Source organism: Sphingobium sp. LB126 (assembly GCF_002795205.1).
In the GTDB taxonomy this organism is placed as follows: Bacteria; Pseudomonadota; Alphaproteobacteria; order Sphingomonadales; family Sphingomonadaceae; genus Sphingobium; species Sphingobium chungbukense.
Genome location: NZ_NETV01000001.1, coordinates 3,283,950 through 3,306,495, shown reverse-complemented (window position 1 = coordinate 3,306,495; position 22,546 = coordinate 3,283,950). Strand labels below are relative to the sequence as shown.

The 22,546-nt window shown below is 64.0% G+C and carries 19 protein-coding genes; 9 read left to right on the top strand and 10 right to left on the bottom strand.

The features are described 5' to 3' along the window. Positions 1 to 7: 7 nt before the first annotated feature. The 7 genes from pelG to pelF are packed head-to-tail and all read left to right on the top strand — an operon-like array spanning position 8 to position 8,836. Entirely contained in the window at positions 8 to 1,405 is a 1,398-nt protein-coding gene (gene pelG, locus CAF53_RS16115; protein WP_100238608.1) for an exopolysaccharide Pel transporter PelG, read from the top strand. Continuing rightward, positions 1,402 to 2,265, top strand: a complete 864-nt coding sequence (locus tag CAF53_RS16110) for an endo alpha-1,4 polygalactosaminidase (protein ID WP_100238607.1) — start codon at positions 1,402 to 1,404, stop codon at positions 2,263 to 2,265. Before pelG ends, CAF53_RS16110 begins: the two co-directional genes overlap by 4 nt. Then, a complete protein-coding gene (locus tag CAF53_RS16105; protein WP_242443456.1) occupies positions 2,262 to 4,016 on the top strand; it encodes a hypothetical protein in 1,755 nt (584 codons plus the stop codon). Before CAF53_RS16110 ends, CAF53_RS16105 begins: the two co-directional genes overlap by 4 nt. Next, positions 4,013 to 5,539 (top strand): hypothetical protein, encoded by a 1,527-nt coding sequence (locus tag CAF53_RS16100; RefSeq protein ID WP_046762986.1) that lies wholly within the window; start codon positions 4,013 to 4,015, stop codon positions 5,537 to 5,539. Before CAF53_RS16105 ends, CAF53_RS16100 begins: the two co-directional genes overlap by 4 nt. Further along, complete coding sequence (locus CAF53_RS16095) at positions 5,539 to 6,480, top strand: hypothetical protein (protein WP_100238605.1); 942 nt, start codon at positions 5,539 to 5,541, stop codon at positions 6,478 to 6,480. Before CAF53_RS16100 ends, CAF53_RS16095 begins: the two co-directional genes overlap by 1 nt. Continuing rightward, positions 6,477 to 7,346, top strand: coding sequence for a hypothetical protein (locus tag CAF53_RS16090; protein WP_100238604.1), 870 nt, complete (start codon positions 6,477 to 6,479; stop codon positions 7,344 to 7,346). The genes CAF53_RS16095 and CAF53_RS16090 overlap by 4 nt, the downstream gene beginning before the upstream one ends. Then, positions 7,346 to 8,836 carry a GT4 family glycosyltransferase PelF gene (gene pelF / locus CAF53_RS16085; protein ID WP_242443455.1) on the top strand — a complete coding sequence of 497 codons (1,491 nt, stop codon included), beginning with the start codon at positions 7,346 to 7,348 and terminating at the stop codon, positions 8,834 to 8,836. The genes CAF53_RS16090 and pelF overlap by 1 nt, the downstream gene beginning before the upstream one ends. Here pelF and CAF53_RS16080 read toward each other — a convergent pair whose 3' ends face one another. The 9 genes from CAF53_RS16080 to CAF53_RS16040 form a co-directional block, all read right to left on the bottom strand. Beyond that, positions 8,837 to 10,219 carry an HlyD family type I secretion periplasmic adaptor subunit gene (locus CAF53_RS16080; protein WP_100238602.1) on the bottom strand — a complete coding sequence of 461 codons (1,383 nt, stop codon included), beginning with the start codon at positions 10,217 to 10,219 and terminating at the stop codon, positions 8,837 to 8,839. It abuts the gene before it with no gap. A 5-nt stretch (positions 10,220 to 10,224) separates the two neighbouring features. Then, the gene (locus CAF53_RS16075) at positions 10,225 to 11,970 is read right to left on the bottom strand and encodes a type I secretion system permease/ATPase (RefSeq protein WP_084733068.1); all 1,746 of its coding nucleotides are present in this window, start codon (positions 11,968 to 11,970) and stop codon (positions 10,225 to 10,227) included. A gap of 136 nt (positions 11,971 to 12,106) precedes the next feature. Continuing rightward, a complete protein-coding gene (locus tag CAF53_RS16070) occupies positions 12,107 to 13,558 on the bottom strand; it encodes a cobyric acid synthase (protein ID WP_100238601.1) in 1,452 nt (483 codons plus the stop codon). Between the two features lie 153 nt (positions 13,559 to 13,711). Then, on the bottom strand, positions 13,712 to 13,933 hold the full coding sequence (locus CAF53_RS16065; protein WP_100238600.1) for a hypothetical protein: 222 nt from the start codon (positions 13,931 to 13,933) through the stop codon (positions 13,712 to 13,714). A 30-nt stretch (positions 13,934 to 13,963) separates the two neighbouring features. Continuing rightward, the gene (locus tag CAF53_RS16060) at positions 13,964 to 15,223 is read right to left on the bottom strand and encodes an N-succinylarginine dihydrolase (protein WP_100238599.1); all 1,260 of its coding nucleotides are present in this window, start codon (positions 15,221 to 15,223) and stop codon (positions 13,964 to 13,966) included. Next, the gene (locus tag CAF53_RS16055) at positions 15,220 to 16,239 is read right to left on the bottom strand and encodes an arginine N-succinyltransferase (RefSeq protein WP_046762978.1); all 1,020 of its coding nucleotides are present in this window, start codon (positions 16,237 to 16,239) and stop codon (positions 15,220 to 15,222) included. Before CAF53_RS16055 ends, CAF53_RS16060 begins: the two co-directional genes overlap by 4 nt. Positions 16,240 to 16,252: 13 nt before the next feature. Then, positions 16,253 to 17,461 (bottom strand): hydrolase, encoded by a 1,209-nt coding sequence (locus tag CAF53_RS16050; RefSeq protein WP_046762977.1) that lies wholly within the window; start codon positions 17,459 to 17,461, stop codon positions 16,253 to 16,255. Between the two features lie 56 nt (positions 17,462 to 17,517). Continuing rightward, the gene (locus CAF53_RS16045) at positions 17,518 to 18,417 is read right to left on the bottom strand and encodes a DUF481 domain-containing protein (protein ID WP_046762976.1); all 900 of its coding nucleotides are present in this window, start codon (positions 18,415 to 18,417) and stop codon (positions 17,518 to 17,520) included. Between the two features lie 43 nt (positions 18,418 to 18,460). Then, the gene (locus tag CAF53_RS16040; RefSeq protein WP_046763276.1) at positions 18,461 to 18,946 is read right to left on the bottom strand and encodes an RNA pyrophosphohydrolase; all 486 of its coding nucleotides are present in this window, start codon (positions 18,944 to 18,946) and stop codon (positions 18,461 to 18,463) included. A gap of 188 nt (positions 18,947 to 19,134) precedes the next feature. Between CAF53_RS16040 and CAF53_RS16035 the strand changes: the two genes are divergently transcribed. Both CAF53_RS16035 and CAF53_RS16030 read left to right on the top strand, forming a co-directional pair. Continuing rightward, positions 19,135 to 20,511, top strand: a complete 1,377-nt coding sequence (locus CAF53_RS16035; protein ID WP_100238598.1) for a deoxyribodipyrimidine photo-lyase — start codon at positions 19,135 to 19,137, stop codon at positions 20,509 to 20,511. Between the two features lie 35 nt (positions 20,512 to 20,546). Continuing rightward, on the top strand, positions 20,547 to 21,809 hold the full coding sequence (locus CAF53_RS16030; RefSeq protein WP_100238597.1) for a cyclopropane-fatty-acyl-phospholipid synthase family protein: 1,263 nt from the start codon (positions 20,547 to 20,549) through the stop codon (positions 21,807 to 21,809). On the opposite strand, the gene CAF53_RS16025 is transcribed toward CAF53_RS16030, so the two are convergent. After that, positions 21,806 to 22,513 (bottom strand): SDR family NAD(P)-dependent oxidoreductase, encoded by a 708-nt coding sequence (locus CAF53_RS16025; RefSeq protein WP_046762974.1) that lies wholly within the window; start codon positions 22,511 to 22,513, stop codon positions 21,806 to 21,808. The two genes, CAF53_RS16030 and CAF53_RS16025, sit on opposite strands and share 4 nt — an antisense overlap. Positions 22,514 to 22,546 lie beyond the last annotated feature (33 nt).

Genomic DNA, 22,546 nt, shown 5'->3' with positions numbered 1-22,546 from the left:
CAGGAACATGGCTGGAATCGGTTTCAGGCTGGATCGCATAGCGCGGGAGGAGGGGCTTGGCGGCATCGCCCATGCCACCTTCCAGGGCGCCGTCATCAGTTCCGGTCCGTGGCTGATAACCGCCTGCGCCATATTCCTGCTCCAGGGCTGGACCCGATCGGTCATGCAGCCTGCGGACCATGTGATCGTCCAGACCAGCCTGGTTTATGCCTTTGGCATTTCGACCGTCGTCACCGCGCCATTGGCGATGATCGCCACGCGCATGGCATCGGATCGCTTCTACCTTGGCGAGCGGGATGCCATTCCGTCGATCCTGATGGTTGCGATGGTGTTGGCCGTGATCGCGGCGCTGATCGCCGGCAATATTCTCTTCGGCCTTGCCGCTGCCATGCGTCCGGATCAATTTCTGCTGGCGACGGCCATCCTCACCCTGTTCGCGCAGATCTGGATCGCCAGCCCCTTCCTCCATGCGACATCCCGGCATGGGCCGATCTTCCTGGCCTATGTCTCGGGCATTGCCATGGCCGCCCTTTCGTTGGCCATTGTTCGGCCGACGACGCCTTCGGTTGTGCTGGCGACCATTGCCGCCGGTTTGGTGGTGACGCTGACACTGCTCATCACCGCGATCAGGGAGGATTTTCCGGGCAGTCCCGGCTGGCGGCTCGACTGGATCGGGCGGACGCCCGGCGTGGTTGCACTGGGGGTCGCGGGCCTTGCCAATGCGCTGGCCATCTGGATCGACAAATGGCTGCTCTGGTGGGCGCCGGGGAGCATCCAGGCGGTCGGTGCACTCCGCGTCAATCCGATCAACGATCAGGCAAGCTTCCTTGGCCTGCTCACCATGATCCCCGGCCTCACGTTGATCCTGGTGACGACGGAGACGCGTTTCGACCGTGCCTTTACCGAACTGATGGTGCAATGCACGGGCACGGCCAACTGGCGCCGGATCGAAAAGGCACGGCGCAAGGTCGGCAGCACGATCCGGCTGGACCTGCGTCTGCTGGTGGTCCAGCAGGCCATATTGGCCGGTTTCTGCTGGGTGCTGGCGCCGGAAATCGTCCGCCTGCTGGACCTCAATGCGCGGGGCATATTCGGTTTCCGCCTGACGGCGGTGGGGGCGGTGTTTCATCTCGTCGTCATCCAGATGAGCATCATCCTATCCTATTACGACCTTTCAGGCAGGATCGTCGCCGTCTGGGGCAGCTTCCTCGTCGCCAGCGCTATTGGAACATGGCTGCTCCGCGACATGGGCTTTGCCGGTTTCGGTTTCGGCTATCTCGCGGGGGCCGTGACCGGCGCTTCGCTGGCGGTGGCGCTGGTCGCGCAGGCCACCGGTAATCTCACCTATCTTCTCTTCGTCGGCAACAATCCGGCGGTGGTCGGCAATGCGAGATTCTGGCCATGAGTCCGGTTTCTCTTCGCCGTCGCGATCTTTTCGCGCTGTCGCTGATGGTGTTCGGCCTGTCGGCACGGGCGCTTCCCGAAACCCGACATGCCGGGGCCTGGGGCGTGGACTATGGCGGGGTGACGGATCCGGCCATGGCCCGTCAGTTCAAACTGCTCGTGCTGGAACCCGATTTTCCGCGCCCCGTGGCGCCGTTGCGAGGCGAGGGGAGCCGCTTGCTCGGCTATATCAGCATGGGCGAAGTTCATGGCGGCCGTCCCTTCGTTGCCGAACTGGACAGGGCAGGGGCCTTGCGCCAGCCCAATCCCAATTGGCCCGAGGCGCGGTTGGTCGACCTGCGCGATCCCACCTGGACGAAGCTGGTGCTCGACCGGCTCGTGCCCGCGATCCTGGCGAAGGGCTATGATGGCATCTTCATGGATACGCTCGACAATGCCGAGGCGCTGGAACGGCAGGATGGCGATAGGAACCAGGGCATGACCGCGGGCGCCGCCCGGCTGGTGGAGGCCATTCGCACGCGGTTCCCTGGCATCACCATCATGATGAACCGGGGCTATGCGTTGCTGCCGGCGGTCGCGACCCAGATCGATCTGGTGCTGGCAGAGGCGATGGCGTCCCGCTGGAGCTTCGCGGATGGGCGTTATGAAATGACGTCCGCGGACGATTGGGCATGGCAGGCCGGGCATCTGCTCGCCGCGCGACAGATCAATCCACGTCTCGTCCTCGCCACACTCGATTATTGGGACCCGCAGGACCAGGCGACCGTCGCCAGCCTCTATGCGCGCGAACGCGCAGCCGGGTTCCAGCCCTATGTGTCCACCCTGGCCCTCGACCGGCTCATTCCGGAGCCCCGCACATGAACATTGGAGCCATGAACATCCCGGCGTTGCGCAAGCCGAACGCGGCCTTCCTCGGCCCGATCCTGGCGGGCGGCCTGCTGCTTGCCGCTACGGTCGTGCTGATGCCCGATCGCTGGCAGATCGCGGATGCCATTCGCCGGGGTACATTCTCGCCGCCTCCGGCCCCCATCCCGCTGCCGCCGCCCAGCACCGCCCAATTGATGCAGCGCTTTTCAGGGGGCAAGCGGCTGGCCTTGCCCGATCTTCAGCGCCTGATGGCGGCATCGGCGACCACCGCGAGCGCCTCCACGCTTTCCGCGATCGCCGACGCGCTGGCGAAGGGCCATGCCCCTGTCGCAACCGACCGGGTCAGCTATGACATATTGGCGAGCGGGCGGCCGGACGTCGCCCTGGCCTTTCTGGAGAGCCGTCCGGATCGCGCTGCTCCCGCTCTTTGGCGCCTGCGCTTCGACCTGCATCGCAAGACGGGCGACCTGGCGGGTGCCGCCGACCTGCTGCGGTCTGCCGCGATCACGCCCGGAAACGCGCCGCCGCAGCATCTGGTGGAGGCGGCCTATGCCCTGGCCACGCCCGAAATATTGATCACCGCCGCCGAACATGGTGCGATTCCGCCGCTCAGCCAGGCGCAGGCACTCGATCTGGCGTCATGGGCGAACACGGCGCAGCGTTATGATCTGATTTCCCGCATCGACCGGGCGGGTACGCCCGGCTGGCGTGCCGCCAATCCCTGGCTGGCCATGACCCTTGCTCAAAGGTCCGGGGATAGCGGATCGGCCCTTCGCTACGCTGCCCTGCTGCCCTCCGGCCGAGATGCGGCGCGGGAGAGCATCATCATGGCATCGGGTGATCCGCAGGCGATGCGGCAATATTTGCTCGCTCAGGCGTCGGCCAAGGGCGCCGACGGTTCCGCCATCGCCCAGCGATTGCTGGAAAAGGGATTCCGCCCCGATGCCATTGCGCTGCTCAGGCAGCAATCGGCCAAGGGAGCGAGCGATGAGGATGTTTCGGCGCGCATGCTTTATCTGATGGGGCCGCGCCCGGCAGGAGAGGATCTGGACTGGTTGCGGTCCCGCGCGTCGGCCGACCCGCGCTGGCTGGCGGCCTATATTGAGCGGGAACAGCCCGCCAAGGCGCTGGCCTTCGTCGAATCCCGCCCGGCGGCGGATAGCAGCGACATGCTGGTGCAGCGCATCGCGCTTGCCAATGCAGCGCGGGACCGTGTGGCGGCGGCACGGGCGCTGGACGGGTTGCTTGACGGCCGTCCCTTGTCCGCCATGCAGCTCAAGGCTGCCGCCACGGCCACCGTTCCGGCGGACAGGGCCGGGAGATATGCGCTTGCCCTGGCTCGCGCCCGGATCGCGGCGGGGCAGGGGGAAGCGTCCGATCGCCTGAGCCTGGCATGGGACGGCTGGAACAGAGGTGACGCGGCGGAAACCGCTGGGCAATTGCTGGACTATTTGCGGGATCGGCCCGATGACCGGGCTGCCCTGCGCCTGATGGCGGACGCGCAGGCGAAGCTCAGGGGCGAGCCCGCCGCTCGGCCTTGGCTGGAACGGCTTCTGGCCAACACGCCGCCATCGATCGAGCGAGCGGAATTGCTGAACCGGCTGGGCCGTACGTCCGACGCCATGGCGATGGTGGAAACGCTGCGCCAGGCAACGCCCAATGACCGCAGGCTGGACATCATGCTGTCTCGGCTGCTCATCGCCTCCGGGGATCCGGGACGGGCGAGGAAGGTGCTGCGGCCATGACGCCACTGGTCGCAGCTCTTCTGCTGTCAGTGCCGCCGCTGCCCTTCCTCACCGCGGCGCTGCCGCCCGATACCGGCGTTTCGGCTCTGGCCGAGGCGCGGACGGTCGACCTGCAATGGAGCGAGGATGTTCATCTGCAACTTCAAAATGACGGCTATGAACTGGTCGTCCGCTTCGATCGGCCGATTGCGGACGAGAGGCTGAAGGCTTTTGCCAGGATAGCGGGCGACGATCTCGCCGATCTGCGCTGGAACGACAACAGCCTGTTGCTGCGTTCCGCGGCCGGACGTCGGTTGGAGGCCAGCGCCGACGGACGGAACCTCCATGTCAGCTTCGTTCCGGAACCCGAATTCCCGGCAACTCCTGTCGTCGGCAGCGCACCGCCATCGCCGGACATGGACCTCGAACTCGCCATAGCGAGAGCGCAGGCCGATGCAGCGGCGGGTTATCCCGACCTGGCGCGGCGGCGGCTTGCTCCGCTGGCGGCCGCGCATCCCGACGACAAGCGGATACAGCGCCTGCTGGCCGACATGGAAATAGCCGAAGGCGCGCTGGCCCTGGGGGCGGGGCGTTACCGCAATCTGGCGGCGGACGATCCCTTCGCGCGGCAGACCCTGGCGGAATCCGGCGGCAATGTGGCAGCGGCGCTGACATTGCGCGGCGGCAAGGTCTTCTGGCAAGCAGAGGGCGGCCTCAACGGGATGATACCGATCAATCCGCAAATTTCGGCTGGGGCAGGTCTGCGCTGGTTCCGGTCGGAAGCCGACACGGTCTATGGCCCCACCGGCATCCTTGGCAACCGCACCTCACGCTCGACCATTGGCGACCTGTTCGCGACGATCAACCTCGGACCTGTCTCGCGCCTGGAATTTCAGGGCAGCGCCCAACTGGACGAAAAGGTCGCCGGCGCCGGGTTGCGCCTGTTCGCGGGGCCGCCCGAAAGGCAGGGGCGGTTGGTGCTGGCCTATCATCTGCCCGATCTCGCCACGCCCGAACAGTCGACCTTCGGCGGCCACATCAGCCGCGCCGGGCTGGGCGGCACGATCCGCCTGACGCCGGAACTGGTGGTGCAGGCTGACGGCGCCTGGAACGGCTATGGGCTGAGAGGCACCGGTGCCCGGACGCGCAGCTTCACCGCGGCGGGCGGGTTCGACTATCTGCTGCGGCGAGGAAAGCCGTCCCTGGCCTTCAGTTACCGGCTGGACGCCGAATATGTCGATCGCACTGATACAAGGCCCAACGGCCTTGCCTATATTCCGCTGAGCGACCGGGAGAACCACAGCTTCCAACTGGTGTCCGGCATGTCCTGGACCCGCTGGCAGTTGACGGGTGCCGCCGGCTGGACCTTCGACCGGAAGGGCAAGACCAATGGCCCGACCGCCAATATCAGCGCCACGGGGCGGTTGAGCGATGGCTGGCGCTTGCAGGCGAGCGGTGGCGTCAGTTCCATCAGCCGGCCGGGCATTTCGGGACGGCAGCTATATCTGCGCGTGGCGCTGACGCGCTATCTGGGGAGGCATTGATGCTGAAAAAACAGCCCATCCTTCTGCAATGCGCCGAAATGCTGGTCCTGTTCGCCATATTGATCGCGATCGATCAGGGGCTGTTGCATGGTGACGCTTATTCCGACCTGAACCCCAATCCCTACTGGTTGCCGGTGCTGGTCATGGCGATCGCCTATGGGACCGGCATGGGATTGCTGGCGGGGGCCATCGCTTCGGCCATCTGGCTTTGCTGGTCGAACATCTGGTCGGGGCCGGCGGATCATCTGGAGCAGCAATTGCGCCTGTCCATCCAGCCGATGTTGTGGATGGTAACGGCGCTCATCGTCGGCGAGGTGACGGCCAGCAGGCGCAACCGGATCGCCGATCAACGGCGACAGCATCAGGCGATGGAACGCAACTGGAAGAAACTGGCCGAAGTGGTCGCGCGTCTGACCGACACCAATCGCAGGCTGCAGGTGCGGATCGCAACGGAGCAGCGGACGGTGGTCGAGGCGATTGCGGCCGGTCTCGGCCTGACCGAATCCGATCCGGAGCGTCAGATCGATGCCGTCGCCCGCATGATCGCACTGGCCGCCCAGACCGACGACTTCACTTTCTACGACGTGCGCGGGAGCCAGGTCGTGGCGCGCTTCGGAGGCAGGACGCCATCGGGCCAGCCGTCCGATCTCACCAAGTCGATGCTGGTTCAGGCCATGCTTGCCGGGCCGCGGGTGTTGCAGAATGACGATCCGGCCGATCAAGCGATGCTGGCGCAGATCGGTTCGATCGCCCTGCCGGTCATGGGGGCAGGGGATCAGCTGGCGGGGATCATCATCATCCATAGCGTCGGCAGGATCACTGCGGCCTATATGACGCAATTGCTGCACGTCACCGATCTGCTGGGGAAGAGCAGCGCGCTGTTCGGCCGTGAGCCGGCCTTCACCGCCAAATGGCAGATGCCGGAAGGCAAGGTCGCGTGATCGCGCTGCTCGCCCTTGGTTCGATCATCGAATTTCTGCTGCTTGTCCAGGCGCTGCTGGCAGGGGCGGCGTCCATTTACTGGTTCGCGCCGATGCATTTGGCGCTCACCATCGCCGCGCTGCTGCTGACGATGCGGAAGTTGCGGGGCATGAGCGCGCTGCAATGCTTTGCCTTGCCGATAGGGGCGGCGATGGGCCCGCCGGGTATGTTGTTCTGCCTGTTGATCGCGCCGCTGGCGGCCAGTTCCAGGCGCAAAAGGCAGATCGTCTACAACAATGTCCGCATCCGCCGCTATCGGATCGGCAATAGCCTCTCGCCGGTCGAGCGGCTAGGTCGGATACTCGACGATCGGATACGCTACCCTGATTGCGACGAAATCGGATCATTGGCGACGATGTTGCGCTACGGCAGCCTGCAAGCGCGTTATAGAGCGTTGGAAACGGCTGTGATTTCGTTCGAACCGCGGCTTTCCCCCTTGATCGTCATGGCCCTGTCCGACGAGGATCAGACCATCCGCGCCCTGGCCGCCGCCGCTGCCGCGCAGGTCAGCTATAATCTGGCCCAGCAGAGCAGCGAATTGCAGGCGCGTATCGCGCCGAGCCAGAATCTGGACGACCGTTACGCGCTCGCGATGTTATTTGCCGACCATGGTTGTTTCAACCAGCTCCTGCCGCAGTCCCAGCGAACCCGCCTTTGTCAGGAGGCCGGCCGGAAGCTGGATGAAATCGCCGAACAACTGTCCGCTGCGGACATTCGCCGTCGTGCGCTGCGCGAGGTGCGGGCCCATGTCGGACGAGCGATGGAACGGGACAGGGACGCGCAGTCCAGGTCCCTGCGCAACTCTCGCATGGAGTTGTCGCCCTGATGTCCGACAGTGCGGACAGCGATGTATGCCTGATCGTCGAGGGCGCATATCCCTTCGTCGTCGGCGGCGTTTCAAGCTGGCTGCAAGACCTGATCCTGTCCATGCCCGACCTTCGATTTTCCCTTGTCGCGATCAAGGCCGGGGCGATGCAGCAGCCCTGGCGCGTGGTGCCCCCGTCCAATGTCGTGGAGGTGATCGAAGTTCCGCTGCTGATCGAGCCGTGCCTGCCGCGCCGTTATCCTGCCGCGCAGATGAAGCGTATCGGCCGTTTGCTGCTCGCCTTCCTGTCCACGGGAGGAAAGGGGGAACTGATAAGGTTGCGGCAGGAGATCGAGCAACTCAAGCCGCCTCCGGCAGCGGGCGATCTGCTCTCCAACCCGGAAATATTCGACCTCTTCACTCATTATTACGACACAGCCTTTCGTTCGGCATCCTTCCATCACTTCTTCTGGGCGATGCGGGTGCTGCTGGGCGGCTTGCTCAAGATGCTGCTCGTGCCCTTGCCCAAGGCCAAGGTCTATCACACCATATCGACCGGCTTTGCGGGCCTTTTGGCGGCGCGGGCCGCCTATGAAACCGGCCAGCCTGCCTTCATCACCGAACATGGCATCTACATGCTGGAACGGCAGATCGAGATCATGATGGCGGACTGGATCGGCGACCAGATCGAAACCGGTCTGACGCTCGAGCGGGAAGGGCACGACCTGCGCGATCTTTGGCTGGCCGTGTTCCAGACCTATACGCGTGCCTGCTATGATGCCTGCGATCCGATCATCGCGCTCTATGGCGCCAATAACCAGACGCAGCGGCGGCTGGGCGCCCCGCAGGAGCGATTGAGGGTCATCCCCAACGGCATAGACGCGGATCGCTTTGCCCATCTCGAGCACAAGGGGGACCCCGCGAGGCCGCTCGTGGCGCTGATCGGGCGCGTGGTGCCGATCAAGGACGTGAAGACCTTCATCCGGGCGGCCGGATTCGTCCTGGCGGAGATGCCCGAAGTGCGCTTCGCCATATTGGGTCCTCTGGACGAGGACCCCGACTATGCCGCCGATTGCGAGGCGCTGGTCAAGGAATTGGGAATCGTCAATGCGGTACAATTTGCCGGGCGGGTCAACGTTGCCGAATGGCTGCCCCGCATCGACCTGCTCGTCCTCACCAGCCTGTCGGAAGCGCAACCGCTGGTCATATTGGAGGGGGGAGCATGCGGCGTGCCGGTGGTGGCACCCGATGTCGGCAGTTGCCGCGAGATGATCGAGGGACGCTCGCCCCGCGTCGATCGGCCCGGCGGCATCGTCACTGAACTGGTCAACCCGGACGGGACGGCGGCGGCCATCCTCCGGCTACTGCGCGCGCCGTCGCTGCGCCGCGCCATGGGCGAAGCGTTGCGCGATCGCGTGGCGAAGGATTATGATCGCAGCGCCATCATCGCGGAATATCGGCACATCTACAGCATGCTCGGCGCCCAGGCCCGCTTTTCGGAACTGCAATGATCAATGCTCCCGGAAGGAGAGCCATAGCGACTGGGTGAGGGGTTCCAACGCATATTGCAGCGCCGTCCGGGCACGAAGCGGCACCAGTATCTGAACCGGCATCCCGGCCTTGAGATTGAAATCCTGTCCCCGCTTGCCGCGGATGATGTCCAGTTCCTTCGACGGCACCGTGATTTCCCCGGTGTAGAAGGACAGGCCGGTCTTTTCGTCCTGGAAACTGTCCGCCGACAGCCGGGTGATCCGGCCGTCCATGATCGGCAGGTCGCGTTCATGCAGGCTGTTGAAGCGTATCTGGGCGTTCTGCCCGACTTTCAGGTCGTCGATATCGTCCGGCGAAATGCGCGCCTCGATGACCAGGCCCGCGCGGTCGGGCACGACGTCCATCAGTTTCTGGCCCGGTGCGATCACGCCGCCCACGGTGAAAACGCTCAATCCCACCACCGTACCGGTCGCGGGAGCGCGAATGGCGAGTCGCGCCAGTTGATCCTTGGCCGCGCGATATTTGGGGGCAACCTCGTTCAGCGAAAATTCGACGTCGCGCAGTTCGGAAGCGGCGCGCTCCTTATACGCTTTTTCAGCTTCCAGCGCCTTCAGGCGGTTTTCGCCAGCCTCGGCGCCCGACCTGGCGATGCTGGCCGAATATTGCCCCTCCTGCCCCTGAAGGTCGGCGCGCGCCCGTTCCAGCGCCCGGATGCGCGATTTGGAGACGAAGCCTTTCTCCGCCACGTCTTGCAGGCTGTCCAGTTCCTCCCCGATCAGCCGTGCCTGTTCCGAAGAAGCCGCCAGTTGCGACCTGTAACCGCGCGCCGTCTCCTGCACCTGGCTGGCCTGTTCGCGCAGGACGCCGGTCTGCGCCGTCAGCACGGAGGAGCGGCTGTTGAATTGCGTCGTCTGGAGCTTGATCGCCTCCTGCGCATCCTCCTTTTCCTGTCCTTGAAGGGTCGCGAATTCGGCCGGCCATTCGACATGGTTCGCGCCAAGCTGCTCGGCGATCAGCCGGGCGCGCTGTGCCTGGAGTTCGATATATTGTGCGCCGTACATGCGCGCTTGCGCCCGTACATCCGCCGCCGCCAGCTCCATCAGCGGCTGGCCCTGACGGACATGCTGCCCTTCCTTGACGAAGATCGCGCCGACCACGCCGCCGTCGCGATGCTGGACGGATTGACGTTGACCCGCCACGGTCAGCCGGCCAGCCGCATAGGCGGCTGCATCCAACCGGGCAAAGGCGGCCCAGCCCAGGAAGACGACGAAAAACAGGACCGCGATGATGATGCCGGTCCGCATGTCGCGATCCGGCCGGTCATCGATCACCGGTGTCTCATAGCCACCCGGATGGGTCAGGCAGATCGCCCCGCTGGCGTCGCTGAGCTGAATGTCCCCCATGGCGCCTATCCCTCCGCCGTCTGAGCCTTGGGCTGTTCCTCCGACCGAATGGCCTTCAGCCGTCCCAGCACCTCATCGCGGGGGCCGAAAGTCTCCAGCCTCCCGTCGCGCATCACCATGATCTTGTCCACGACCCCCAATATGCCCATTCGGTGCGCCACGATGATGACGGACGCCTTTTTCTTCTTGAGGTCGTCCAGCGTGGCGACCAGCCGCACCTCGCCCTCGGCATCGAGATGCGCATTGGGTTCGTCCAGGAAGACCAGGGGCGGTGTGCCATAGAGCGCTCGCGCCAATCCTACGCGCTGGGCCTGCCCGGCCGAAAGTCCGCGTCCGCCCCACCCCAGGGTCCGGTTATAGCCGCCCGGCAATTGCAGGATCATGTCGTGCGCACCGCTCAATCGGGCTGCCTCGATCACGGCATTGTCGATGGCTTCGTCTTCCTCGGACAGGAAGTTCTGGAACCGGGCGATGTTCTCCTTGATCGTGCCGGCGAACAGCGACGTGTCCTGCGGCAGATAGCCGATGAAGGCGGCCAGCCTTTCCGTATCCCAATCCTGGACGTTCGCGCCGTCAAAGCGGATCGATCCGCGCAGGGGCCGCGCCGCGCCCGACAGCATGCGCAGCAGGGTGGACTTGCCCGCCCCGCTGGGACCGACGATGGCGACGACCTCGCCCGGTTCGACGGCAAAGCTGATGTCGGCCAATATGGGACGTTCCTGGCCGGGGATGAAATGGGTGAGATGTTCGACCGCGATATGGCCGTTAGGCGGCGGAAGCCGGGTGAGGGCGATATCCGCTTCCCGCGTCGCCAGCAGGTCGTTGAGCGTCGCATAGCTTGCCCGCGCATGGACGACGCTGCGCCACGCGCCGAGCAACTGGTCGATGGGAGAGAGGGCACGCCCGACAAGGAAGGAAGAGGCAAAGATGGCCCCTGCCGAAATCTGGTTGTTGATCGCCAGCCACGCGCCGAGACCCAGTGCCAGCGATTGCAGGATGAGGCGGATGAACTTGCTGATCGCGACATAATGGCCGCCGGCGAAACTGGCGTTCGCCTGGAGGCTGAGCATCGTCTGCCGTTCGAGCAGGTGGCGCCGTACCAGCGCATGGCGCATGCCGAGCGCCCTGATCACCTCTGCGCCGGCCAGCGTCTGTTCCTGGCTGACATAGGCCTTGTTCGCGGCCTCGTTCGCCTGTTTCAAGGGCGCATTGGTGCCCTTTTCGTTGCGCCACGCTATGAAGAGCAAGGCGCCGCCGCCGACCACCGCCAGAGCGGCAATGGCGGGATGGATCAGGAAGCAGACGAGGACGTAGACCGGGCTCCAGGGAAAATCGAAGATCGACAGGATGGTCGGGCCGGTCAGCGCCTGCCGCAGCGTGTCGAATTCCCGCAGAACCTGCTTGTTCATCCTCTCGCCGGTCGACCCACGCCCGCTGAGCGTCGTGTCGAGCAGCTGCCCGGCCAATTGGCGGTCCAGCCGGATGCTCGCCCGAACCAGCAGGCGCGACCGGACCAGTTCCAGCAGCGACAGGGTGCCGATGACCACCGCGATGATGATCGTCAGGAAAAGCAGCGTGAGCCGCCCCTGGCCGGCAACGACGCGATCATAGACCTGCAACATGTACAGAACAGGCCCGATGTAGAGCAGGTTCATCAAGGCGCTGAAGATCAGGGAAGAAAGGAAGTGCCGCCTGCACGAAGAAAGGGCGGCTTTCATGGGGGCTGCCGGTTCATGCAGGTCAAGCAACATAACCGCCCCCTCGCCTCGAAAGCCGAGGCTATATTGTTCGGCCTATATCCTATGTTCCTAGTATAATATTCAGGCAAATTTCGGTAAATATATCAATCAGCATAGTTGGCGATCTGTGCCGCGCTGGAACAGATATTCAGGCAGTTGCCAGATCGATCAGCGCGGCCATGTCGACATGCTTTTCCAACTGCGCCGCAATGTCGTCGAGCGCGTCGTTGACGGACGCCTGATAGTCGCCGAGCATGGATTGGCCACCCAGCCGCTCCAGAAAGGCGGCGCGAAAGCCGGTGCTGGCGAACAGGCCGTGGACATAGGTGCCAAGAACGGTGCCGTCCGGGTTCGAAGCGCCATCCGCCCGTCCGTCGTCCATCGCGGCAAAGGGGCGCGCGCAGTCGCCGCCGCTGGTAACGCCGACATGCATCTCATAACCGGAAAACAATTTTTCGAATGCGGTCCCGCTGATCCTTTTCAGCGTCTTGACGGGGGAGAGCCGCGTTTCCACGTCCAGCAGGCCAAGCCCCTCGACGCTGCCTGGCGCTCCTTCGATGCCCTCCGGGTCCGCGATCCTGCTGCCGAGCATCTGATAACCGCCGCAAATGCCCAATATCGGCCTTCCGCGACGGTGATGGGCGCGAATGTCGATATCCCATCCCTGGTCGCGTACCGCCTGGAGGTCGGCGATGGTCGCCTTCGATCCCGGCAGGACGATCAGGGCAGCCTCGGCGGGGATGGGTTGTCCCGGCGGCACCATGACGACCTCGACGCCCGGTTCCAACTTCAACGGATCGAGATCGTCGAAATTGGCGATGCGCGGCAGGATCGGGCAAGCGATCATCAACCGGTCGCCGGCGTGTTTTTGTCCGCGTTCCAGTATGACGGCGTCCTCGCTCGGCAAGCGGGCCGCGGCGGTCAACCAGGGAATGACGCCAAATCCCTTCCAGCCCGTCAACTGCTCGATATGGCGATAGCCGTCCTCGAACAGCGCAGGATCGCCGCGGAACTTGTTGATCAGGAAGCCTCGGACCATCGCTGCATCTTCGGGATCGATCACGGCCTTCGTACCCGCGATCGCCGCGATCACGCCGCCCCGGTCGATGTCGCCCACCAGGATGACCGGCAGACCGGCGGCTCGTGCGAAGCCCATATTGGCGATGTCGCCCGCGCGAAGATTGACTTCGGCAGGCGAGCCCGCGCCCTCCACCACGACAATGTCGCATTGCGCCTTCAGCCGTTCGTAGCTTGCGAGAACCGCCTCCAGCAGTTCGCCGCGCGCGGACCGGAAATTCCCCGTGCCCAATGTCCCGCGCAATTGGCCGTGAACGACAAGCTGCGACGTGCGGTCGGCCTGGGGTTTCAGCAGCACCGGGTTCATGTCCGTATGCGGATCGACGCCGGCAGCGATCGCCTGAAGCGCCTGCGCGCGCCCGATCTCCCCGCCATCCACGGTGACGGCGGCGTTGTTCGACATATTCTGTGGCTTGAACGGGCGCACCCTGTACCCACGACGCGACAGCGCGCGACAGACGCCTGCCACCAGCAGGGACTTGCCGACGTCCGAACCCGTTCCCTGAAACATGATCGCAGCCATGCCGCCGCTCCTGCATGGGGCGGGGCATGGTTACAAGCGTTTAGAGCATCGTGCGCAAAAGTGGGAACCGGTTTTGCGCTTAAAGCGATGCGACAACAAAAGCTTAGAGCGCGCGACTTGCGTACGATTTAACGCAGCGCGCTCTAGTGGCCGTCAGCCGAACGCGTTGCGCCGCATCTCCACGGCGTCGATAAGCATGCCGCCCGCCATGAACACGCTGCCGGTGCACGCCAGCGCCAGCAGATGCCCGCCCGTGCCGGGATATTGCTGCATATAGACGATGCCCCGCTCCGTCGCGCCGAGGGCAAGCGCGTAGATGACCAGGAACACCTCGAACTTGGTCTTGATGGTAAAGAGGCGCTTGATCCGGTCCATCCGATCCCACTCGCAGGCGCTGTGTTGCCGCTAGGGAATTAAATCGCCCGAAAGCTGCAAATGGTCAACAAGCGTTAACCATGATTGTTCGATCCGGGCGATCAGGCGCGTATCGGCGAGATCGTCCGGCGCGATGGCTTCGGGCCAATAGGCGTCGATGATCCCGGCTATATTGTCCAGCCGGGCCTCATCGACCAGAAAACGCGGGTCGATATTGGCGGGATCGGCCACCACGCGCAGCCTCAGGCAAGCAGGGCCGCCGCCATTGGCCATGGATTGCCGCACGTCGACTGGAATGATCTGCCGGATGGGGCCATTGCCCGCGACCATGGCTTCCAGCCACGCCCATACGCCCGGAATATCGCGTGCCTCGGTCGGCAGGACCAGTGCCATGCCGCCATCGGGCAGCGTCACCAACTGCGCATTGAAGATATAGCTGCGGATCGCATCCGCCAGGCTGATGGCGCTGGCGGGAACCTCCACGATCTCGACCGACGGCAGCAAGACACGCAGATCGGCATAGAAACGATCCTTGTCGGCGAAGGCCTGCTCATGGGTGAAGAGGACGCGTTCATTCGCGACCGCGACCACATCATTGTGGAACGCGCCAGCCGCAATCGCCTCTTCCGATTGCATGACGAACAGCGTCCGTCCCGGATCGAGCCGGTGCAGCCGGGCGACCGCCTTGCTTGCCTCAACATGCTGGCGTGCGGGGAAGGGACCGCCGGACTGGCCATAGACGAAGATTTCCACGCCCGCCTCGCCATGGCTGTCGCACAGTCGCATATGGTTAGCCGCGCCTTCGTCGCCAAAGGGCGCCGGGACCGGACCATGCACCGCAAAGGCGCTTCGGTCCGAAAAGGCTAATCGCAACTGCGCCAGCGTCTGCGGCCATTCATGGCTGCGATGCGGCATGGTGACGAGGTTGGCGACTGTCAAATGGGTCAGCCCGTCCGCCGTGTCGGCGGCGGGGGAAACCGTGGCGGCGTTGGCGGCCCACATGGACGAGGCGGACATGGCGGCCGCACGGATATGCGCCTCCGCATTGCCGACATCGGTGCCGAGCGCGGACAGCCAGGCGCCGTCGGGCCGCCATTGCGGCAGGAATATCCCCTGCGACAGCCCCAGACGGATGTTGGAGCGCATCTTCTCTATCCCCTGGAGCGCTGCCGCTTTGGGATGGGAAACCGCTCCCGCATTGCGCGATGAGGCGAGATTGCCGAGGCTGAGGCCCGCATAATTGTGACTGGGGCCGATCAGGCCGTCGAAATTGATTTCCCTGACCGTCATGCCCGCTCCGCCACGGTGAAATTCTGCCCCGGCTCCAGCCGCAGCAATTCCGCTGAAGCCCGGTCGAGCGAGACGTTGCCGTCGTCATTCTCAAGGAAAAAGCCGTAGGCGCAGCGATAATCGGCCAGTCGTCCGGTTGTGATCAGCACCTTTTCACCTCCCTTGTCATGCACGGCACCCAGGGTGACGTCCCGGGCATGCGCGATGGTCCTCAGGCTGTTGATCTGTCCCACCATCGTCGGCCCTCCGTCAAAGATATCGACATAGCCGGGATTGGTGAAACCCTCCGTCTCCAACATCCGCATCGCCGCGCGGCCGTTGGGATGCGGCATGCCGATCACGCTGCGGGCGCTGTCGGTCAGCATGGCAGTATAGATTGGCGTCTTGGGCATCAGGTCGGCGATGAACTGGTTGCCGTTCACGGCGTTGAACTCGTCCGCTTCCTGAAAGCTCATGCCGAAGAAGCGCCCGGCCAACCCGTCCCAGAAAGGCGATCCGCCGGCCTCGTCGATCACGCCGCGCAGTTCCGCGATGATCCGTTCGCCGAAACGGGCGCGATGGTTGCGGATATAGAGATAACGGCTGCGTGCCAGCAGCAGGCCCAGCCCCTCCGCCCGCTCGCGCGGATGCAGGAACAGGCCGCCTACTTCGGTCGATCCTTCCAGATCGGTGACGAGCGAAAGCATCTCTGCCCGGAAGGTGCGCGAAAGCTCCCGGCTGTGCTGGGTCAGCACGCCCAGCCGATAGGAGTAGAAGGGCCAGCTTTGCCCGACCGTGCTGAAGATCTGGCAGGTGCCGCGAACCTGCCCTGTCTGACCGTTTTCCAGCACCATGACGATCAGTTCGTCTTCGACACCTTCTGTCTGGCGGGACAGGGCCTGTTCGGTCCGCTCCAGCTTGGCGCCCAGTGACTTACGGTCCGGCGGCAGATTGGTGAATCCCCCCCCGGTCAGTTTCGCCATTTCATAAAGGGTCTGTAGATCGTCGGCTCGCGCCGTGCGCATGAAAAAACTCACGCCTTCATCCCCTTCATGGAAAACGCCCCTGCGCCATACGCAGCAATGCCAGCGCCGAAAGCTGCGCGCGTTCGGCCAGGCTCTCTACGATAAGATATTCCGAATCGCTGTGGATGTTGCCGCCGCGTACTCCCATGGTGTCGACCACGGGCACACCGCATGCGGCGATGTTATTGCCGTCGCAAACACCCCCCGTATCCCGCCAGCCTATCGCGAGCCCCATATCCTCCCCACATTGCCGGACCAGTGCGAACAGCGTTTCCGCCTTTGCATCCATCGGTTTGGACGGGCGGCCGAAGCCCCCATGGCGATGCATCGTCACCTCATGGTCTCGCGATACCTGGCGGATCGCCTTGTCCAGCATTTGCCGCGCCGCCTCTTCGTCGGGGGGCGTTCGCGGTCGGAAATTGACGTGGAGAATGGCGTGGTCGGGAACGACATTGTTGGGACTGCCGCCTTCGATCCGCGCCGGATTGCAGGAAAGGCCTCCGCCGCTGCCCGCCTTCAGCCGTAGGGCAAGGTCCGCGGCCGCGAGCAGCGCGTTGCGGCCATCATCCGGATTGCGGCCCGCATGGGCGCTTTTGCCCGTTACGACGATGGCGAAATTGCCGCTGCCCGCTCTTGCGCCCGCGAGCGTACCGTCGGGAAGGGCCGGTTCATAGGTGAAGGCGGCGCGCTTTCCCGCGGCTGCTTCCCGAAGCAATGGGGCGGAGGAGGGGCTGCCCACTTCCTCATCGCTGTTGATGATCACCTCATAGCCCAGATTTCCGGCTTCGGGCGCCGTCTCCAGAGCACACAGCGCCGCCAGCATGACGGCAAGGCCTCCCTTCATATCCGCCACGCCCGGTCCGTTCAGCGTCAGCGGATCGATCCAGCGCAATGCTTGGAACGCATGATCGGCGGGGAACACCGTATCCATATGACCGGTAAGCAAGATCTGCACCGCTGCATCCGGCCGGACGGTCAGTCGGATATGCTGCCCATGGGCCATCGTCGTCAGTCTGCCATCGGGAGCCACCGCCTCCACCGGCGCGGCATCGATCAGGCGCAATGCGCCCGGCAATGGTGCAAAGGCATCCGCCAGCATCCCGGCCATGGTGGAAAGACCGGCCAGGTTGCGTGACCCGCTGTTCACCCCGGCCCATTTTTCGGTTTGCGCGAGCATGGGTGCCGCCGCGGCCTGTCCCATCACCTTTCGTTCAAGCGATGAAATTCCTCTCATCCTCGCGACCCTATCAGAGCGAAGTCGACGCCTCCACCCCGTTCAGAAGGCGCCGGTCAGAAGCTGTAGGTCAGCGTAAGCCGGCTCAACGTATCGAAGTCCCGTGCCGACAGCAGCGTTTCCGATTCATATTGCACATTATAGGACATGGCCGCCGACCATCGCGTCCCGACCTTGGTCTCCAGCGATGTCAGGGAATTGATCGTATAGACGTCGCTTTCCGCATAACCCGACGCCACCTGCTTGAAGGTCAGCATGGGCGCCAGTCGCCAGGCCAGGTCCATGGATGCACGCGCGCCCAATTTGGTTTCCCGTTCGCCGATCACATATTTGGCGTGACGGATCGAAGGACCGGCATCCAGCGACAGGTCGATCGGATCGCTGACGATCAGCTTGTAGCCGATTCCGACCGAGGCGGTGTAACGCTCGTCATAACCGATCGAGGTGTCGCGCTCGAACTGGGTCAGGCCATAAGCGAAGCCGCGAGGATCGAATTCGTAGCGGGGTTCGTAGCTCGCCGTATAGCGCTCGCGCGAGGTGATGCCATTGGCTCGCCGATAATCGATGCTGGCCGCAAGCTTGTGCGACCATTGGATGCCGGTTCGCTTGAGCGCAGCGCTGGCGCTGATGCCGATTTCGCTGGTGGAGCCGGTCGAACGGAACCCGCCTGCCTCGACCTTGCCGGTCCACAGTTCGGTGAAGCGCGCCTCCCGGATCACGGTATCGCGGGTGGCCTTGGTCCGTTCCTTCCAGCTGTTGACCATGCGCTGTATCTCATCGGCCGAACCGGGATTGGTCTGCTTGGCGATCTTCGCGACAGTGGCGATCTCGGTTTCATTGCCGTTCGCGATCGCCGCCTCCAGCATTTCGCGCACGGAGGAGGGGAGCAGGACCGGATAATCGGCCCATGCCGGCGTCGGGATGAGGAGCGGGAGAAGGGCCAGCCAATAGCGCATGGCCCTTCTCATACCGACATGATGGCCGATTTTAACCCTCTTTTCAGATCAACGCCCTGAATTCGTGCAGGATATCGCGGTATAGCTTGCGCTTGAACGGCACGATCAGGTCCGGCAGCGATTCGGGATCGGCCCACTTCCAGTCGCGGAATTCGGGATGCTTGGTCCGTATGTCGATGTCGGCATCGCTCCCCAGGAAGCGCGCGAGGAACCAGAATTGCCGCTGGCCGCGATATTTGCCGCCCCACAGCTTGCCGATCAGTTCGGGCGGGAGGTCGTAGAAATGCTCTTCCCGCGCCTTGGCGATGATTTCCACATGCGCCTGATCGATTCCCGTTTCCTCGTTCAGTTCGCGTAGAGCGGCGGCCTTCATATCCTCGCCATCGTCAATGCCGCCCTGCGGCATCTGCCAGGCTTCGACCGCATTATCGATCCGCTGGCCGACGAAAACCTTGCCATCCATGTTGACGAGCATGACGCCGACGCAAGGCCGGTAGGCGTGTTCTGAATCATTCGGCATCGAGGCCATCATAGTTCCTGATCTTTGTTCCGGGGCATGCCTTTCGAACATGACCTTTTTGCGGTGCAAGAATAAGCGGCGGGGAGCCGCGCGTCCATGGATGAAAATCGCCGGGGCGGTGATTTGTGTTCCAAATGGAATGAGTGACGGAAAAGAGATGCTTGGAACCGGGGTGGCCCAATGGCATGGGAAAACCCATGACTTCTCCCGTCATCCTCTGGTTTCGCCAGGACCTGCGCCTGTCCGATCAGGCCGCCCTGGCCGCTGCCGTTCATGAAGGCCCGGTAATTCCGGTCTATGTGCTGGACGACAGCGCGCCTCGCCAGTGGAAGATGGGCGGGGCGTCGCGCTGGTGGTTGCATCACAGCCTGAAGAGCCTGGATGAAAAGCTGCGCAGCAAAGGTTCGCGGCTCATCCTGCGACGGGGAGAATGTGCCTTGGAACTCGCCAGGCTTGCGCAGGAAACCGGCGCCCGTCGGGTTCATGCCCTGCGCCATTATGAGCCATGGTGGCGCAATGCGGAAAAGGCGGTGGGACGGGAACTTGACCTGTGCCTGTATGATGGCGGGCTGTTGCTGCCGCCCGGTGCGGTGCGAACCGGAGGCGGAGGCCCATATCGCATCTACACGCCCTTTTATCGGGCGCTGATGGATCAGATGCCGCCCGCAGCACCGACTCCGTCGCCGTCGCGAATCGCGACAGTCGCCCGATGGCCGGATGGCGATGCGCTGGAGGATTGGCATCTCCTGCCGAAAAAACCGGACTGGGCCGTCGCCTTTGCCCGCGACTGGACGCCTGGCGAGGAGGGCGCGCGTGCCAATGTCGCCGCTTTCCTGGATGAGGTCGGCGACTATCCGGCTGCCCGCGACCTGCCTTCGCGGGAGGGAACGTCGCGTCTGTCGCCGCATCTGCATTTCGGGGAGATTTCACCGGCCCAAGTCTGGCATCGCATCGGCAAGGCGCCCGCCGATGCGACGATATTCCTCAAGGAACTGATCTGGCGCGATTATGCGCATACGCAGATTTGGACGATGCCGGCTTATGGCTCGGAAAATGCACGAGCGGCGTTCGACGCCATGCCATGGCGCGATTTGCGGGAGGCAAAGACGGACTTCAAGGCCTGGACGAGCGGCCGCACCGGCTATCCGATCGTGGATGCGGGCATGCGCCAGCTTTGGGCGACGGGCTGGATGCACAATCGCGTGCGTATGATTGCGGCCAGTTTCCTGATCAAGCATCTGTTGATCGACTGGCGCCATGGCGCGCGCTGGTTCTGGGATACGCTGGTCGACGCCAGCTACGCCAATAACAGCGTCAATTGGCAATGGGTCGCGGGCAGCGGCGTGGACGCCAATATCTTCTCCCGTATCATGGCGCCGCTGACCCAGTCCGAGAAATTCGATGCCGCCGATTATATCAGGAAATGGGTGCCTGAACTGGCGCATCTGGACGATCATCAAATCCACGATCCGGAGACCCATGGCGTCCGTCCGGCGGATTATCCGTCCAAATGCATCGGACACAGAGAGGGACGAGAAAGGGCGCTGGCGGCATATCGCCATGGCAAGCCATGATTGCGACGGCGTAAACCATCAGGCAGAGTGCTGGAATGAACGCAATTGATCCCCGTCGCGGCAGGGCAGCGATTCCGGTTCGGCGTCGACTGGACCCGCGCGATCACGGCTGGCTGGGACGATGGGTGGGCCAGCAATTCCATCGGCTGCTCGACCGTATCGATGAGGGACTGGAAAGGGGATCGCTGCACGCGATCCTCCCGGACGGGAGCCGGCGGCTGCTGGGCTGTCGGGCGGCCGGGCCGGAATGCGAAGTGCATCTGCTGCGCTGGCGGGCCTTGCTACGCCTGATCACCGGCGGTTCGGCGGGCTGGTACATGGCCTGGGCGCGGGGTGAATGGACCAGCCCCGACCCGGTCCCGCTGTTCGAACTGTTCATGGCCAATGCCGTTGCCTTGGGCAATGTCGCCCGTCCCGCCGGTCCCGCGCGCTGGATGGGGCAGGCGATGCACTGGGCACGACGCAACAGCCGCAAGGGGTCGCGCCGGAACATCGCCTATCATTATGATCTGGGCAATGATTTCTATGGCCTCTGGCTCGACAGGAACATGCATTATTCCAGTGCCTTGTTCCGCGATCCTGAGGATCTAATCGAAAGCCTGGAGCGGGCGCAGCAACGGAAGGTCGATGCGATTCTCGACCGGCTGAACCTCAAGGAAGGCGATTCCCTGCTGGAGATCGGCTGCGGTTGGGGCGGTCTGGCCGAACAGGCGATGGAGCGCTGTGCGATCCGCTATGACGGTCTCACCCTGTCGGTCGAGCAGGCGGAATATGCGCGAGACCGGCTGGGGTCGGGGGCCAACATCATCCTGCGCGACTATCGCGACGCCCAGGGGCAATATGACGCGATCGCCAGCGTGGAAATGGTGGAGGCCGTCGGCGAACGCTATTGGCCTGCTTATGTCGAGGCGATCGCGCGGCTGCTCAAGCCCGGCGGCCGGGCGGCGATCCAATATATATTGATCGATGACGCCCTATTCGAAAATTATGCGCGCGGCGCCGATTTCATCCAGACCCATATCTTCCCCGGTGGCATGTTGATGTCCGAAAGCCGCTTCCGTCGGTTGGCGGAAGAACAGGGGCTGCAATGGCGGGACGTCCACCGTTTCGGCACCCATTATGCGGAGACGCTGCGGCGCTGGCGGGAACGCTTCGACCGTGCGATCGACAAGGGGCATTTGCCCTCCAGCTTCGACCAGCATTTCGTCGATCTGTGGCGCTATTATCTCATGTATTGCGAGGGCGGTTTCCGGGGCGGCAGCATCGATGTCGCGCAGGTGACGCTGGTGAAATCCTAGATCCGGACTCGATGGCCGGTCGGCGTGTCGGCCACGACCAGATCGGCTATGGCGTTCCCCACGACCGACGGGTCCTTGAGCGTCGCGGCATCCTCACCGGGGAAGGCGCGCGCCCGCATCGCGGTTCGCGTGGCGCCCGGATCGACGATATGGGTGCGGATGGCGGAGATGTTCTTCACTTCCTCGCCATAGGCGCCGACCAGCGTTTCCAGCGCCGCCTTGGACGCGCCATAGGCACCCCAATAGGCCCGCGGCTGCGCGCCGACCGATGAGGTGAGCGCCACCACGCGGGCATCGTCGCTTGCCCGGAGCATAGCGTCAAAGGCGGCGATCAACGCTTGGGGCGCGGCAATGTTGAGCGTGAGCAATCGGGCGAATTCCTTGGCATCAATGGCGGGAACCGAAGCCAGGCTGCCCAAGGTCGCGGCATTCAGCACGAGAATATCGAGCGCCTGCCAACGTCCCGAAATGGCCTGCGCCAACCGTCCGATGCTTTCCCCGTCGACCAGATCGAGCGGTGCGATGGTTGCGCTGCCGCCTGCCTGATGGATGCGGTCCTCCACCTCTTCCAGCGCGCCCCCGGTCCGCGCGGTCAGGATGACATGAGCGCCCGCAGCGGCCAGAGCTTGCGCAGTGGCGGCGCCGATGCCCCGGCTCGCGCCGGTCACGAGGGCCAGTTTACCGGAAAGAGGCTGCGTCGACATGGAATTTCCCTCATGAGGGTCAGGCAGGGACAA